Annotated in this window: 12 protein-coding genes and 1 pseudogene; 11 read left to right on the forward strand and 2 right to left on the reverse strand. The window is 64.3% G+C overall.

What is annotated here, in order from left to right:
• The first annotated feature begins 7 nt into the window (after nucleotides 1-7).
• The 3 genes and pseudogenes from ACIQU6_RS34930 (at nucleotide 8) to ACIQU6_RS34940 (ending at nucleotide 3090) form a co-directional block, all read left to right on the forward strand.
• A complete protein-coding gene (locus ACIQU6_RS34930; protein ID WP_403485739.1) occupies nucleotides 8-241 on the forward strand; it encodes a hypothetical protein in 234 nt (77 codons plus the stop codon).
• Nucleotides 242-553: 312 nt separating this feature from the next.
• A pseudogene (locus ACIQU6_RS34935) lies at nucleotides 554-1491 on the forward strand (IS5 family transposase).
• A gap of 399 nt (nucleotides 1492-1890) precedes the next feature.
• Nucleotides 1891-3090: an MFS transporter gene (locus ACIQU6_RS34940; RefSeq protein WP_403485740.1), complete on the forward strand. Its 1200-nt coding sequence runs from the start codon at nucleotides 1891-1893 to the stop codon at nucleotides 3088-3090.
• Between the two features lie 419 nt (nucleotides 3091-3509).
• On the opposite strand, the gene ACIQU6_RS34945 is transcribed toward ACIQU6_RS34940, so the two are convergent.
• Nucleotides 3510-3989 carry an RICIN domain-containing protein gene (locus ACIQU6_RS34945; RefSeq protein ID WP_403485741.1) on the reverse strand — a complete coding sequence of 160 codons (480 nt, stop codon included), beginning with the start codon at nucleotides 3987-3989 and terminating at the stop codon, nucleotides 3510-3512.
• Nucleotides 3990-4492: 503 nt separating this feature from the next.
• Between ACIQU6_RS34945 and ACIQU6_RS34950 the strand changes: the two genes are divergently transcribed.
• The 8 genes from ACIQU6_RS34950 to ACIQU6_RS34985 all read left to right on the forward strand — a co-directional run bounded on the left by ACIQU6_RS34950 (nucleotide 4493) and on the right by ACIQU6_RS34985 (nucleotide 12096).
• On the forward strand, nucleotides 4493-4933 hold the full coding sequence (locus tag ACIQU6_RS34950) for a DUF3515 domain-containing protein (protein WP_403485742.1): 441 nt from the start codon (nucleotides 4493-4495) through the stop codon (nucleotides 4931-4933).
• Between the two features lie 218 nt (nucleotides 4934-5151).
• A complete protein-coding gene (locus ACIQU6_RS34955) occupies nucleotides 5152-5766 on the forward strand; it encodes a hypothetical protein (RefSeq protein ID WP_403485743.1) in 615 nt (204 codons plus the stop codon).
• A 313-nt stretch (nucleotides 5767-6079) separates the two neighbouring features.
• Nucleotides 6080-8173: a 2'-5' RNA ligase family protein gene (locus ACIQU6_RS34960; RefSeq protein WP_403485744.1), complete on the forward strand. Its 2094-nt coding sequence runs from the start codon at nucleotides 6080-6082 to the stop codon at nucleotides 8171-8173.
• Between the two features lie 98 nt (nucleotides 8174-8271).
• Nucleotides 8272-9600 (forward strand): phage major capsid protein, encoded by a 1329-nt coding sequence (locus tag ACIQU6_RS34965; protein WP_403485745.1) that lies wholly within the window; start codon nucleotides 8272-8274, stop codon nucleotides 9598-9600.
• A gap of 80 nt (nucleotides 9601-9680) precedes the next feature.
• Nucleotides 9681-9956 carry a hypothetical protein gene (locus tag ACIQU6_RS34970; protein ID WP_403485746.1) on the forward strand — a complete coding sequence of 92 codons (276 nt, stop codon included), beginning with the start codon at nucleotides 9681-9683 and terminating at the stop codon, nucleotides 9954-9956.
• Nucleotides 9953-11200, forward strand: coding sequence for a hypothetical protein (locus tag ACIQU6_RS34975; protein WP_403485747.1), 1248 nt, complete (start codon nucleotides 9953-9955; stop codon nucleotides 11198-11200). The genes ACIQU6_RS34970 and ACIQU6_RS34975 overlap by 4 nt, the downstream gene beginning before the upstream one ends.
• A 126-nt stretch (nucleotides 11201-11326) precedes the next feature.
• Nucleotides 11327-11866, forward strand: a complete 540-nt coding sequence (locus ACIQU6_RS34980; protein WP_403485748.1) for a hypothetical protein — start codon at nucleotides 11327-11329, stop codon at nucleotides 11864-11866.
• Nucleotides 11863-12096, forward strand: a complete 234-nt coding sequence (locus tag ACIQU6_RS34985; RefSeq protein ID WP_403485749.1) for a hypothetical protein — start codon at nucleotides 11863-11865, stop codon at nucleotides 12094-12096. The genes ACIQU6_RS34980 and ACIQU6_RS34985 overlap by 4 nt, the downstream gene beginning before the upstream one ends.
• Before the next feature lie 78 nt (nucleotides 12097-12174).
• On the opposite strand, the gene ACIQU6_RS34990 is transcribed toward ACIQU6_RS34985, so the two are convergent.
• Complete coding sequence (locus ACIQU6_RS34990) at nucleotides 12175-12528, reverse strand: hypothetical protein (protein ID WP_403485750.1); 354 nt, start codon at nucleotides 12526-12528, stop codon at nucleotides 12175-12177.
• Nucleotides 12529-12731: the final 203 nt, after the last annotated feature.

Genomic DNA, 12731 nt, shown 5'->3' on the forward strand with positions numbered 1-12731 from the left:
GAAGACGATGTTGGTGACCGGGGTTATGGACGATGGTTGCCCCTACCAGGTGCAAATCACCGGACGGGCCGCCCGGCCGGTGATCGGCTCAGCTCGGATCCGGGCGCTGGTCGAGCAGTACGCCGGAACGCCGGTTCTGCTCGGCCCGCTCGGACCGCTGCGGGACCTGGACCCAGGCGACCCACACGCCGTGCTCTGGCTGCTGCGACGCCACAGCCGTGTGGTGGAGCAACGTGCCTAGCCATCGCCCCGACCCAGAACGGCCGAGGGGCAGCCGAGAGGTGTCAGGCCCAGCGCACGGCACAGGCGCTGCAGCTCCGTCTGCAGCCACGGACTCGGAGTCCGCAAGCACCGTGTAGACCGTCGATATATCAGCATTCTGGCCTTGCCGCAGCGCAGTTGGTGGAGAACTCGTCGGATTCACTCCGGCGGCACCGGAGCGTCTCGACCCCGCCGTCCTGGAGCCACAGGTTCAGTTCATCGAGCTGTGCGCCGACGGACATCTGCGGGATTAGGACGTGTCTCTTCGATCGGGTAGCTCGTTGTTCTGGTCATGCTCAGCAGAGGGGATCTGACTGACGCCGAGTGGACTGTTCTGGAGCCGCTGCTGCCGATGAGCAACAACCGATGCGGTCGCTGGCGGGATCACCGGCAGGTGATCAACGGGATCATTCACCGACTCGGCACCGGCATGCAATGGCGTGAACTGCCCGAACGCTTCGGCCCGTGGAAGACGGTCCACAAACGGCATTTGCTGTGGTCAGCCGACGGCACCTGGGAGATGCTCCTCCAGCACGTCCAGGCCACTGCCGACGCTCAGGGCGACCTGGACTGGAACGTCAACGTCGACTCCACTTCCGTGCGGGCTCACCAGCACGCCGCCGGCGCTCCCAAGAAGCCACCACCCAGCCCACCCAGTTCCTCAAAAGGGGCACCATCAAGATCAGTTCATCTGCAGGTGCACATCACCCTACGGTGCCTGCCGGAGGAGGCGGTGCGCAAGGCGAGGCCCTCGGCCGTTCCCGCGGCGGGCTGACCACCAAGATCCACGTTGCCGCGGAAGGCCGCTGCCGCCCGCTGTCCCTGCTCATCACGCCGGGACAGCGGGCGGACTGCACCCAGTTCGAACCGGTCATGAACAAGATCCGCGTTCCTCGCACGGGGCTCGGGCGTCCCCGCCGCACGCCGGACAGCGTGGGCGCCGACAAGGCGTACAGCAACCGCAAGATCCGCACCTACCTCCGCAAGCGCGGCATCCGGCACGTCATCCCGGAGAAGAAGGACCACAAGGCCGCCCGCCTGCGCCGGGGTTCACGCGGCGGACGGCCTCCGGGCTTCGACAAAGACCGATACAAAGAGCGCAACACGGTGGAGCGGGCCATCGGAAAGCTCAAGCAATTCAGAGCCGTCGCCACCCGATATGACAAGCGAGGATACGTATACCTCGGCACCGTCACCGCCGCCGCTCTCCTCATCTGGCTCCGCTCATAACCGGAGTCCATGAGAGAGAAGCACCACTACCGATAACCAGTTGTGCCGTGTGCAGATTCCCGGTTTCGCTGTGACATTCCCCCAACACCAAGTGCCTTCTCATCACGGCCTTCACCTGGGCATACTCCACGACTGCCGCTTCTCAAACCCTCCCGGAACTGGGGTAGTTGGGAAGGAGCATCCGTGATCTTTCAGCCCCTCAGCGAGTGCCCCGCTTCCTCGTGATCCTCGCCGCGAAGTCATGAGGCTCACCGGCTTTACCTGCGCGCCCCGATTTCGGCATGGCACGATCGACAGATATTGGAGTACAGGGTGAGTCAAGCTCCCACCACGTCAACCGACCGCAGCTCTGGGGAAATCGGTGACGCAAACCAGTCCTGGCTCGTGCAGAGAGGGCTGTTGCTGGAGTCCGGCCCCCAGCGGAAGCTGGCCCTCGCCGGCTTCGTCAACCAGCTCGGCACCGCGGCCTTCCTGGCGACCGTGCCGCTGTATGCCCTTCGGGTGCTCCACCTGTCCATCGGGCAGGTCAGTCTCGGTCTTAGCATCGCAGCGGTGGTCGGACTGGTCGCAGGTATCCCGGTAGGGCACCTCGCCGACCGCCGTGGTCCGCGCGACATCTTTCTGATCACTCTGCTGATCCAGACCCTGTCCATGACGTCGCTGCTGTTCGCCCACTCGTTATGGGCGTTCGTCCTGGCAGTGACCATGACCGACCTCGCCGGGTCGTCCGGCGGCGCGGCTCGTGGCCCGATGATCCGTCGCTTCGGCGGTGACGAGGTGCCGAAGTTCCGTTCCTACCTGCGGTCGGTGGCCATGCTCGCCAGCACGTTCGGTGCGCTGGCAGCCGGCGCGGTGGTGCAGATCGATACGGACACCGCTTACCGTGCCCTCATCCTCGGCAACGCGCTGACGTTCCTCGTCAGCGCCGCCGTCCTGGTCAAGTTGCCCAAGCTCGAACCCCTTGCGTCCCCGCGTGAGGAAGGCCGATGGATCGCGCTGAAGGACAAGCCGTACGTGGCGTTCGTCGTGCTCGACGGCATCATGTGGATCCAAAGCGAGGTGCTGTCCTACGCCTTGCCGCTGTGGGTGGTTCTGCACACCGAAGCGCCACGCGGGTTCGTCGGCCTGGCGATCGCCGTCAACACCGTGATGGTGGTGTTCCTACAGATACGGACCAGTCGCGGGATCAAGGGCGGCACGGTCGCCGGACGGGCCATCCGCCGCGCTGGTCTTGCCTTCCTGATCGGCATGTCCGTCATCGCGACGGCTTCCGGAGTGCCCGGCTGGGCTGCCGTGACGATCATGATGACCGGCGTTGCGGTGCACACGGTGGGCTCGCTGTGGCACGCGGCCGGATCATTGGAACTCCGGTTCCGGCTTGCTCCCGCGCACGCCCAGGGCCAGTACTCCGGGGTGTTCGGCATGGGCATGGGTCTGTGCTACGTCGTCGCACCGAGCCTGCTCGGCCTGCTCTGCGTGACCTGGGGGACGCCCGGCTGGCTCCTTATGGGCGCCATCTTCGTCGTCTCCGGTGTCGCCATGCCGTACGTGATCCAGTGGGCTGGCCGCAGCCGGGAGATAGCGGATCGCGCCAACTGAACTGCCGCCCAGGGCCTTGGTGCTCCTCGATTCGATTGCCCCCACACAGCGACGCCACCGCACCTCGCGGTCGAGCAGGAACAGGAATGACGCTAGATCGGGGAGACAAGCTCTAGGCGGCGCGGGCTTCAGAGCCCCCTATCCGTACCTTTCGTGCTACACCAACGTGAGGGTTGCCTGTGCGGAGGTAGCGCGACGATGGCCACCAGGTCGCCCGAGAGGTGCTGGCGTTGTCCAGTGTCGTTGGGAGTACTTGTCGTCCTGCGCCGTGGGGGATGGAAGACGATCAGACGTTGCACGTGAGGTCACCGGAGGCAAAGCAAGTTGCGACAGGTGTGGCACGTACTCGGGTCGCGACCGAGCGTTCGATGGCGCCCCGAGTTCGGATCAGTGCCTCAGTACGTGAAGATCAGCGAAGGTTAGGAGATACCCCACAGCTGATCGTTGCCCGTTCCACAGGTGTACTGAATCGCATTCGCCCCGTTGGCCTTGCTCGCGCCAACACCTATGCACTTGCCGCTGTAGCGATTCTTGATTTCGCTGGCCTTCAGATACCACTGCTGGTCCGAGGCGCCGTTACAAGTCCACTGGATGATATTGGACGAGTTCGCGGTGCTGGAGCCGACTCCGAGGCACTTGCCAGAGTATTTGTTCTTGATGGTGTGGTACCCAGCAGAGTTTTGGGTGATCGTCCACTGTTCGTCTGCGGCGCTATTGCAGGTCCATTGGAGGGCCGGGGCGCCGTTTCCGGAGGCGCTACCGACGCCGAGACAACGGAAGCTCCAGACGTTCTCCAGCCTGACGTTCTGCCAGTTTCCTGCACTTGCCGGCGCGGCCGAGATGGCGAACAAGGCGGCCGAGGTGCCGGCGAGCGTCAGCGCTCTCGTCAACTTACGCACTTCGAGTCCCTTCGGGGAATTGAAAATTAGGGCCGCGTGAACGTATCACGAGTAAAGGGTGTAAAACGGAAATATTGGTAGAGTATGTAGATATTTATAAAAACTATATGCAAATGATGCGTAAAGTATACGTAAAATCGTAATCCATTGCAGGTGCACGCGAGGTGGTGCGGCCGCGTTGGCTGCGTCCAGACCCGGCGTCATGTGACGGCGTTCTGTGCGCTTTGGGTCATTGGAACTTCATGCCAGGCCATCGCCTGCTGCTGCCTGCGGGTGGGCGGCGCCTGGGGGGTGCCCACCTCGGAGGGGTCGAGCTCACCAGCCTGAGTGCCGCATGGGAGGGTGTGACGCGACAACGCTTGCCTGTGTCCCAGGCGCAGGCCCGTGGCAGTGTCCGAATCCCGGGCCCGTGTCGCTCCAGGACGAATCGTCGGCATGGTTAACCAGAGAGGTGCGACTTGAGGATCTTTGCAATTTCCCGGAGGTCGCTAACTCTAGCTGGCTTGACCCTCTCTCTTGTGATTGTCGCGGGAGTGATTTTTCTGCGTTGGAACCAGCAGGATGTCGAAATTCCCGAAAGTGCGCCTAACGCGAGCAGCCCGCTCTGCGTAAAAATAGAAAAGAAATATCCAATCGAAATGCTGGGTGAAGAGCGAAGGCGCGTAGAGGCTCAGGGAGTCGCCGTCTGGGGCGATTCGAAGGTTGTCCTCCGCTGCGGGATGGAGCCTCCCAGGCCCACCGTCGATCCGTGTATGAACGTAAACGGCGTTGACTGGGTACTCGTGGAACAAAAGAGTAATCAGAGTCAGAAGACTTTGATTACTTATGGCCGTGCCCCTGCTGTCGAGGTCATAATCTCCGATGGTTCACCATCTGCTGGAGACGGACTGGTCGATCTTAGTGCCTCGATAAAGGGAATCCCACAGAAGTCGAAATGCCTCTAGTTAGTCGAGATTTTTTCTTCCTCCCGGCGTGACCGGAAGCGCGATGTCGGCGGGTTAGATTCCGGGTGACAGGCGCATTTTGTCGTCGTCCCTGCACCCGCGGGGAGTGGCCCTTCCCCGCGCCACCGCTGGTCCCGCTCCGACAATCGCCCCCGCACGCTAGTCGGCAGCCGGCACTCCCCGGGACACAAAGCGGCCGCGGCCTTCACCCTCCCCGCGTGACGATTCACTACGCGTATGCGATCAAAGCACTGCCCGACGAGCCTGCGACGGCAGTGGCCCAACCCGATGAGCCTCAGCTACCTGCTCAGGACGATGCGCGGCCATGGGCGGGCGATGCGTACGACGAAGGCGACGAAACCGATCCGACCGATGCATTCGCTCGCTTCGCTGGACAGGACGGCGAGGAGGCATGGTTGGACCGAGCATCTGACGGGACGTTGACGGGCTGGGTACGGGACGCGACGGGACAGGTCTGGCGCTACTCAGACGACAGAGCTTGGGCGTTGGACGTGGACGGGGCGCAGATGCATCGGGCCGGGCTCACCCGCAGGGACGACTCCCCCGACAGCACGCCAGGGATCGGAGAGCCGGCAAGCAGCAAGGCGCCCGACCCGAGCGGCGATGGCCCAGGTGCTGGCTCGTCGACCGATGCGCCCGCCCTGGAAGGTGGTTTGCCGGCGGCCGTCGATGAGGCAGGGCACGGTCCCGGTTTGGATCCGGTCGATCCGGACGTGGGAGAGTCGGCAAGCGCCCCAGAGGACGACCAGGACGACGATCCTGATGTGCCGTTCCCTGGCGCCAGGAAGCCGAAGAAAAAGGGAGCAATGTAGTGCCGCTCGATCGCACAACTGCCGTCACTGTGGCGGCTGAAGGGCACCGCGCAGCCGCGGCCGGCCAGTCCCTCAGCGACTGCCCCTACAACGCCAACGGGGGTCCGGAAGACCGCTTCCGGGCTCACGTGTGGAAGCGCGGTCACCAGGCCGCCGAACAGCAACTCAGGGGCAGAGCAGGACGCTAAGGCTCCGGCGGGGCACTGTGCGCGGGTTGTCTGCCAGCGCCATGGAGGTCCCCGCCGTGCCGAGCCCACCCCGAAAGCCGCCGATTCGCCACGGCACCGTTCGGGCTATCTTCGCCGTGACCGGCGTGACCGACGAGGTCAATGACCTCATCTTGCCGGGGGCGTTCGCCAAGACCCTTGCCACGCGTCGGGTGAAGACCGTCTTCCACCACGAGTGGACGGACCCGATCGGCATCGTCCTCGACATCGAGGAATGGAAGCCGGGCGACCGTCGCTTTGCCTCGATTCCCGGCGGTGCGGCCTGGCCCAAGGAGGCCGGGGCGCTGGTCGGCACCGTCGCGTGCAACTTGCGGACGCAGCGCGGCCGCGACGTGTACGAGCAGGTCAAGCAGTGGCACGAGTACGGCGAGGCGCAGTTCTCTATCGGCTACCGGGTCCCCGCTGGCGCCGCCTCAAAGCGCCACGACGGCGTTCGGATCATTCACACGCTGGACTTGTACGAGGTCAGCCCGGTCTTGCACGGCGCCCACCCCATGACGCGATCGTTGGAGGTCAAAGCAACGGCCGACGGATCCGTCGAGCGGAAGTCGACCTGGTCTCCCATCCAGTTGGAACACAAGGATGGCGAGCCGCACGTCGGAAGCGGCGCCATGATCGCTCTCTATCCGTCACGGGACATTGCCGAACGCCTCGCCCAACCGGACGGCACCGACCCACGGCACCTGCACGTGACGCTCGCGTACCTGGGCGACGCCGCAGAACTCGGCGCCCACCCCGACGACGTCGTCAGCCTGGTCAGGAATGCCCTGGCCGACGCCAACCCCCTCGAAGGCTCCGTTGGTGGCATCGGTCGTTTCCCCGACACCGGCGAGGGCGGCGTCACCTGGGTACCTGTCGACGTGCCCGGCCTAAGTGAACTCCGCAACCGCATCGCTGACGCCCTCCGCCTGAGCACGTACGCAGACGCCCTCCGCGAGGACCACGGCTTCACCCCCCACATCACCCTCGGCTACCGGCTACCGGATGTACCTCCGTTCCCGCCTATCCGCGTGCGGTTCGACGAAGTAGTCGTAGTGCAGGGCGACAAGCGCTCCCCTATCCCGCTGTCCGGCCCTCCGGCAGACACCGATGCCCCCACGCAGGCCCCTCTGGAGGCCAAGACCGCGGCCGCCGTGCGCTTGGAGGCCAAAGCCGACGGACTAGACCGTGACCGCGGCAACGCCGAACGGCTGCGCGACTGGTACACGCACGGAGAAGGCGCCGTCCGCATCGGATGGGGTGCCCAAGGGGACTTCGACCGATGCGTGGCTCTTGCCGGCAGGCACATGTCCCTCAAGGACGCTCGGGGCTACTGCAACCTCCGCCATCACGAAGCCCTCGGCATCTACCCCGCCACCCACGCCGCACAGCACAAAGGCGCCCGTGCCGCCGTGCTCGAAGCCAAAGCCTTCCCCCTGGAGACGGAGACCTCCATGCCCACGCCCACGCCGTACTCCTACGAGCAACTGCGCACGCGGATCGCCGAAGCCGCCCGAGCGCTGTTCGACGACGACGAGCACACCTTCACCGGGATCGAGGCAACCTTCCCCGACCAGGCCGTGGTCGTCGTGTGCAGCCGCGGCGAAACCCGCACCTACGCCATCCCCTACACGGTTGAGGGATTCGACGTGGACCTGGGCGCCCCTCAGCCTGTCGAGCTCACCACCGTCGCCATCCCCGTCGAAGGGGAGACGCGGGACGCCGACGACGTCGAGGAGATCCAGGAACGGTTCCTGAAGCCGACCGCGCAGGCCATCGATGACGCGACCGCTCTAATCAGCATCTCCGACGCCACCCCAGACGAGGCCGGCACGCTCCAGCCCAGCGTGGAACGACTCCTGGCGGCCATGTCGAAGAAGGGGGCTCCGCTGCCCGCAGCCATGGAGGACAGTGGCGAAGGCGAAGACACACCGGCGGCCGACGACGAGGCCGGAGATGACGATCTCCTTCCCGAAGAGGAGGTTCCGGCGAACGCTGATGAAGAACTGCAAAGCAGCGCCAACGCGCCCACGGATACGCCGCCTGTCGATCTGTGGGCCGACGAAGACGCCCCGGAGAGTTGGGGCCCTGCCGATGAGGACGACGAGGACGAGGAGCCTGACACCCCGATCCAGCCGGAGGACCGTGCAGTGTTGGACGTCGATGACGTCAAAGCACAGCTCACGGCGTTGCGTGCCTGAGCCCGCCGCCGAGGCCAGCACGAGACGCTAACTGCGCCGGTGTTCTCCAATGCCTGTGCGCTTTGCGGACGTCCCGGTGCTGGCCGGGCGAGCTGCGCATGTCCATCGCCACGCCCAGCATCGGGAGACAGATCACCATGGCTGACAAGAGCCTCCTCAAGAGCCTGCAATCCCAGCTCACCGAGAAGTCGGCAGAAGCTGACCGCATCGCCAGCACTTTCAAGGAGGAGGACGGCAAGTTCGTCGTCTCCACCGCACAGCGCGATGCCTATGTGAAGGTCGTCCGCGAAGCCCAGGAGATCAAGGGACTCGTGGATGCTGCGCAGGGCGCCGACTCGCTGACCTCTTACCTGAACGCGCCGGCGGAGGCGTCGGCAGCCGGCCAGTTCTACGGCGCCGGCACTCCTGAAGTGGAGGCCAAGTCTCTCGGCGACTTGTTCGTCGCATCCGATGCGTTCAGGAGCGCTGCTCAGGCAGGATTTCGCGACCGCCCCTATGTCCGTGCGGAGATTGAGGGGAAGTCCATCTTCAGTCTGAGCGCTGGCAACGTCACGCACCAGGCTCTCGGCTCCGCTCAGAACCTGGGTATCGCCGAGCGCGAATACCGTAAGTTCCATATCCGCGATCTCTTCCCCAAGAGCAGCACCAAGCAGCCGGTGCTCTACGGTGCGCGGGAGACCGGTTGGACCAACAACGCCAAGCAGGTGAAGGAGCGTTATGGCTCTGACGGCACCAGCCCCGCGACCGGAGCGGACACGGATACCTGGGGCCGAGCGCCGAGGTCCAAGCTCTCCCTTGTCCCCGTGATGTACCCGGTCAGCGAGATCGCCCATCTACTCGATGCGCATAAGAACATCCTGTCAGACGAGCCGCGTCTGAAGACCTTCATCAACTCGCGCATGATCGAGGGCGTCAAGTACCAAGAAGACTGGGACCTTTTGCACTCCGTGGGCGACGGACAGTCTTTGACGGGAATCTTCAACACCCCTGGCGTGCAGCAATACCAGGGGATCAACACCGACCAGTACAGCGTCCAGATCAGGCGCGCGATCACCAAGGCCCTCCTCGCCGAGTACGACCCGACCGGCATCGTCCTGTCGCCGACGATGTGGGAGCACGTCGAGGTCGAGGAGGACAAGACGGGGGCATTCAGGGTCGCATTGCAGATCGCGGTCGGCGCAACCAAGCGTGTCTGGCGCCTCGATGTGGTTGAGACGACAGCGATGGCGGACGACAACTTCCTCATCGGCGCCTTCGGGTTGGGTGCCCAACTCCACGATCGCGAGTCCGTCTCTGTCACCGTTTCCAGCGAGAACAGCGACAACTTCGAGAAGGGACTCATTACCTTCCGAGCCGACGAGCGGGTCGCCCTGGAGGTCCCGCGCCCCGAATCCTTCGTGATCGGCACCTGGACTCAGCCCGGCTAATCCCCGTGCGAGGAAGGCGCCGCCCGAGATGGGCGGCGCCATCTCCCCACTAACACACGAACTCACACGGAGGAACGCCGGTGAAGAGCAGGGAACTCGTAGGACTCGCCGCGGACTTGAACGCACTGACCACAGCGCCGGCCGCCCGCAAGGGTCCGCCGTGTAGCGTCGGTTCCGTCCTCGCCTCGGTCTCCGCGGAAACCGCGGCCACACTGCTCCGCATCCTCGACACTCGCACCATCTCCTCCACTGCTATCGCCGAAGTGCTGAGCCAGCACGGCAAGGCGATCACCTCCTCCACCGTGGCGCGCCACCGCCGCCGTGGTGCCGCCAACGGGTGCCGGTGCGCGCGATGACCCTGACCAACGACCTGGAAGCGCTGCTTGAGCCGGCCTCGGCCTCGCAGTCGCAAGCCAATGAGGTCCTGAGCGCCGCTGCGCCCGCGCCCCGCGGTTGGGAATCCGGGGTGCGCTACGAATCCGGCGGCACCATGGTGGTCACCACCCCGGCCACCGAGCAGCCCCCGAACGCGGAAGCCGACTGGCGTGCCCGTGTGGAGGACCTCGGCCTGGCCGTCCCCGAAGGCTGGCGCGTGCGCCTCGTCGAGGCCAGACATGACCCGGCTGCCTGGCACCGCGATGTCCAGGGTGAGGATGCGGTCACCCGCCCTGTCTGGCGCTGCCGCTATGTGGTGGAACCCGTCGCACCTGCCTGGCTTTCCGCGGGCGATGTCGACGCCTTGGTGCGCGACGCGATGCGCCGGCGCCGCAAGCCGCGTGTTGCCACAGACGCCGCTGAGCGTGCGTTGATCGTCGTGTACGCCGATGCCCAGGCAGGCAAGGTCGGCCGGGACGGTGGCACCCCGGAACTGGTTGCCCGCGTCGCAGATCGGTTCGCTCGACTCGACGACCACATACGGGACTTGAAGGCGATCGGACAGGGACCCACGGCTGCGTACTGGATGGACGCCGGAGACTGCGTCGAGAACTACGAGAATACGGCGCAACAGGCGTACACCAATGACTTGAGCATGACTGAGATGATCCGCCTCCACAGGAGGATCACCTTCGAAGGGCTGGACCGTCTGGCCAAGCGATTTGATCGCGTCGTCGCCGGAACGTGCGGTTCGAACCACGGTCGGGTCCGCCGCGGCCGTGAAGCAGTCGGCCCGCCCAACGATGACTGGGGCATCGAAGTGATGTCACAGATTGCCGACGCATACGCGCACAACCCCGACGCCTACGGCCACGTCTCTTTTGTGCTCCCCGAGAAGTGGCGGGAGACCGTGAGCCTGAACATCGCGGGCACCACAGTCGGTCTCGCCCACGGCCACCAGGCTGCTCGACCGGACAAGGTTGGGGACTGGTGGAGAGGCCAGACCTTCGGTCGTCAGGCCATCGCAGACGCCGACGTCTTGATTACAGGCCACTTCCACCACTTCCGCGCCCAGCAGCTCGGCAACGGCCGCCTTCACCTCCAGGCGCCGACCCTCGACAACGGAAGCGACTGGTACACCGCCCGCAGCGGCGAGGTCTCCGCCGCCGGACTGCTCGTGCTCAGCATCGGCCCGGACGGTTGGGACCATCTCCGCCTGCTCTAACCGATGTTCAGCGCATCACGCCATCATATCGACCGCGGCACACCCATCTATGGCATTTGCGAAGCCCGCTCTTGAAGGCACTTCCCTTTGCTAGCTTGGCGTCATCGGTGGAGGGGAGTTGAGCTGGTGGCAACGTTGGTCGTGGGCTTTCGACTGGGCAATGACGCGGCGACTCGCCAGATGACGGCCGTCTTGACGGAGACGGGTGTTATCCACCGTGCCCAGGGCCTCTACGGGAAGCTGGCAAGAGCGTCGAAGCCAGATTCGACGTTCGCATTGACCGCCAGCAACGCGGTCCTCAAAGACGAGATCCCCCTAGCGCGCCCCGTCTCTCATCTGCGTCAACTCCACACCTCTTACACAAAGAAGGGTTACACGCGCGCTCTCATTCCACCCGTCGTCGTACGTCTGGACGTGGAGGAGCGGCAGCACGGTGCCCAACATCGTGAACTGATCCAGGCGTTCATCGGTGCGGCCCCGAACACGCTGCAGTCGCTGGATGCTGCCATCCGAGAATTCCGCACGGCCCTTGGCCTGCCCAGCCGCCCTTTGAATGTTGCATGGGTACCGCGTACCGCACCGATCCCACCGCAAGTTGAAGCGATGCTTCGCACTCTCGCCCACGGTTCCCCCCTCACCTCTTCGTCTCAGCGGTCAGTGAGGTGAAAACAACCGATGAAATGCGGACTTTGTTCGACAAGTGGGCCAAGGGTCAGAAACGCGTAGCCGGAAGCGGGGAAAAGATCCCCGATCGCTTCATCACCGACGACAAGACGATGATCCAGTGGCGTACCGAGTCCGATTCGGGTGGCGCCACGATCGACATCTTCCCCTCGAACCCCAAGTCCAGGGCAGAGAGGCACCTAAAGGTGCATCTACCCATTAAGAAGAAATGAATATAGGCCGCTAAGGGGCTGGCGCTTCACGGAAAGGATTCCAGTGAAGCGCCAGCCTTCTTTGCGTGGCATACGGAGTTACGGATTTCCGGAGGTATCGGAGCGACTGTACCCGAGCTTGTCATGGATCCAGCGGTCAAAATACCGGCGTTCCTGATCGCTGTCGCCCTCCGACTCTAGCCACTCACGGCCGGCGGCGATCATGTCCGCTTCGGCGTCAGCGGTCTCGCTTGGCCGAAGTTCCACTCGATCGGTCAAGGCGCTCCAGATCAACAAGAACTCGTTGAAACACATATCCGGCGACTCACTGACGCACTCTCTGCCGGCTCTGGCGGAGATCTCCAAAGCCGCGTCGTAAGGCCGAACAGATCCGCTAATTATTTCCTGGATATATGCACGCACCTCTGCGCGCAACGTTGTCGATTGTTCCATGACCTAAAGGGTACACTCTGTCCATTCCGATGCGGGAAGAACATGGCCTGTGAAATCATTCCGCGTTGGCGGCTCGGTCGCCGCCGCGGTTGAGCCGGTGACGGTTACTGAAGGTTTCTCATCCTGAGCGCCAGGCAATCTCGATGGTGTGAACGGCGGTGACGGTTCGACTGATGCGGTTGGGGCTGCACCGTGCTTTGCGG

It is taken from the genome of Streptomyces sp. NPDC090442 (assembly GCF_044769405.1).
In the GTDB taxonomy this organism is placed as follows: domain Bacteria; phylum Actinomycetota; class Actinomycetes; order Streptomycetales; family Streptomycetaceae; genus Streptomyces.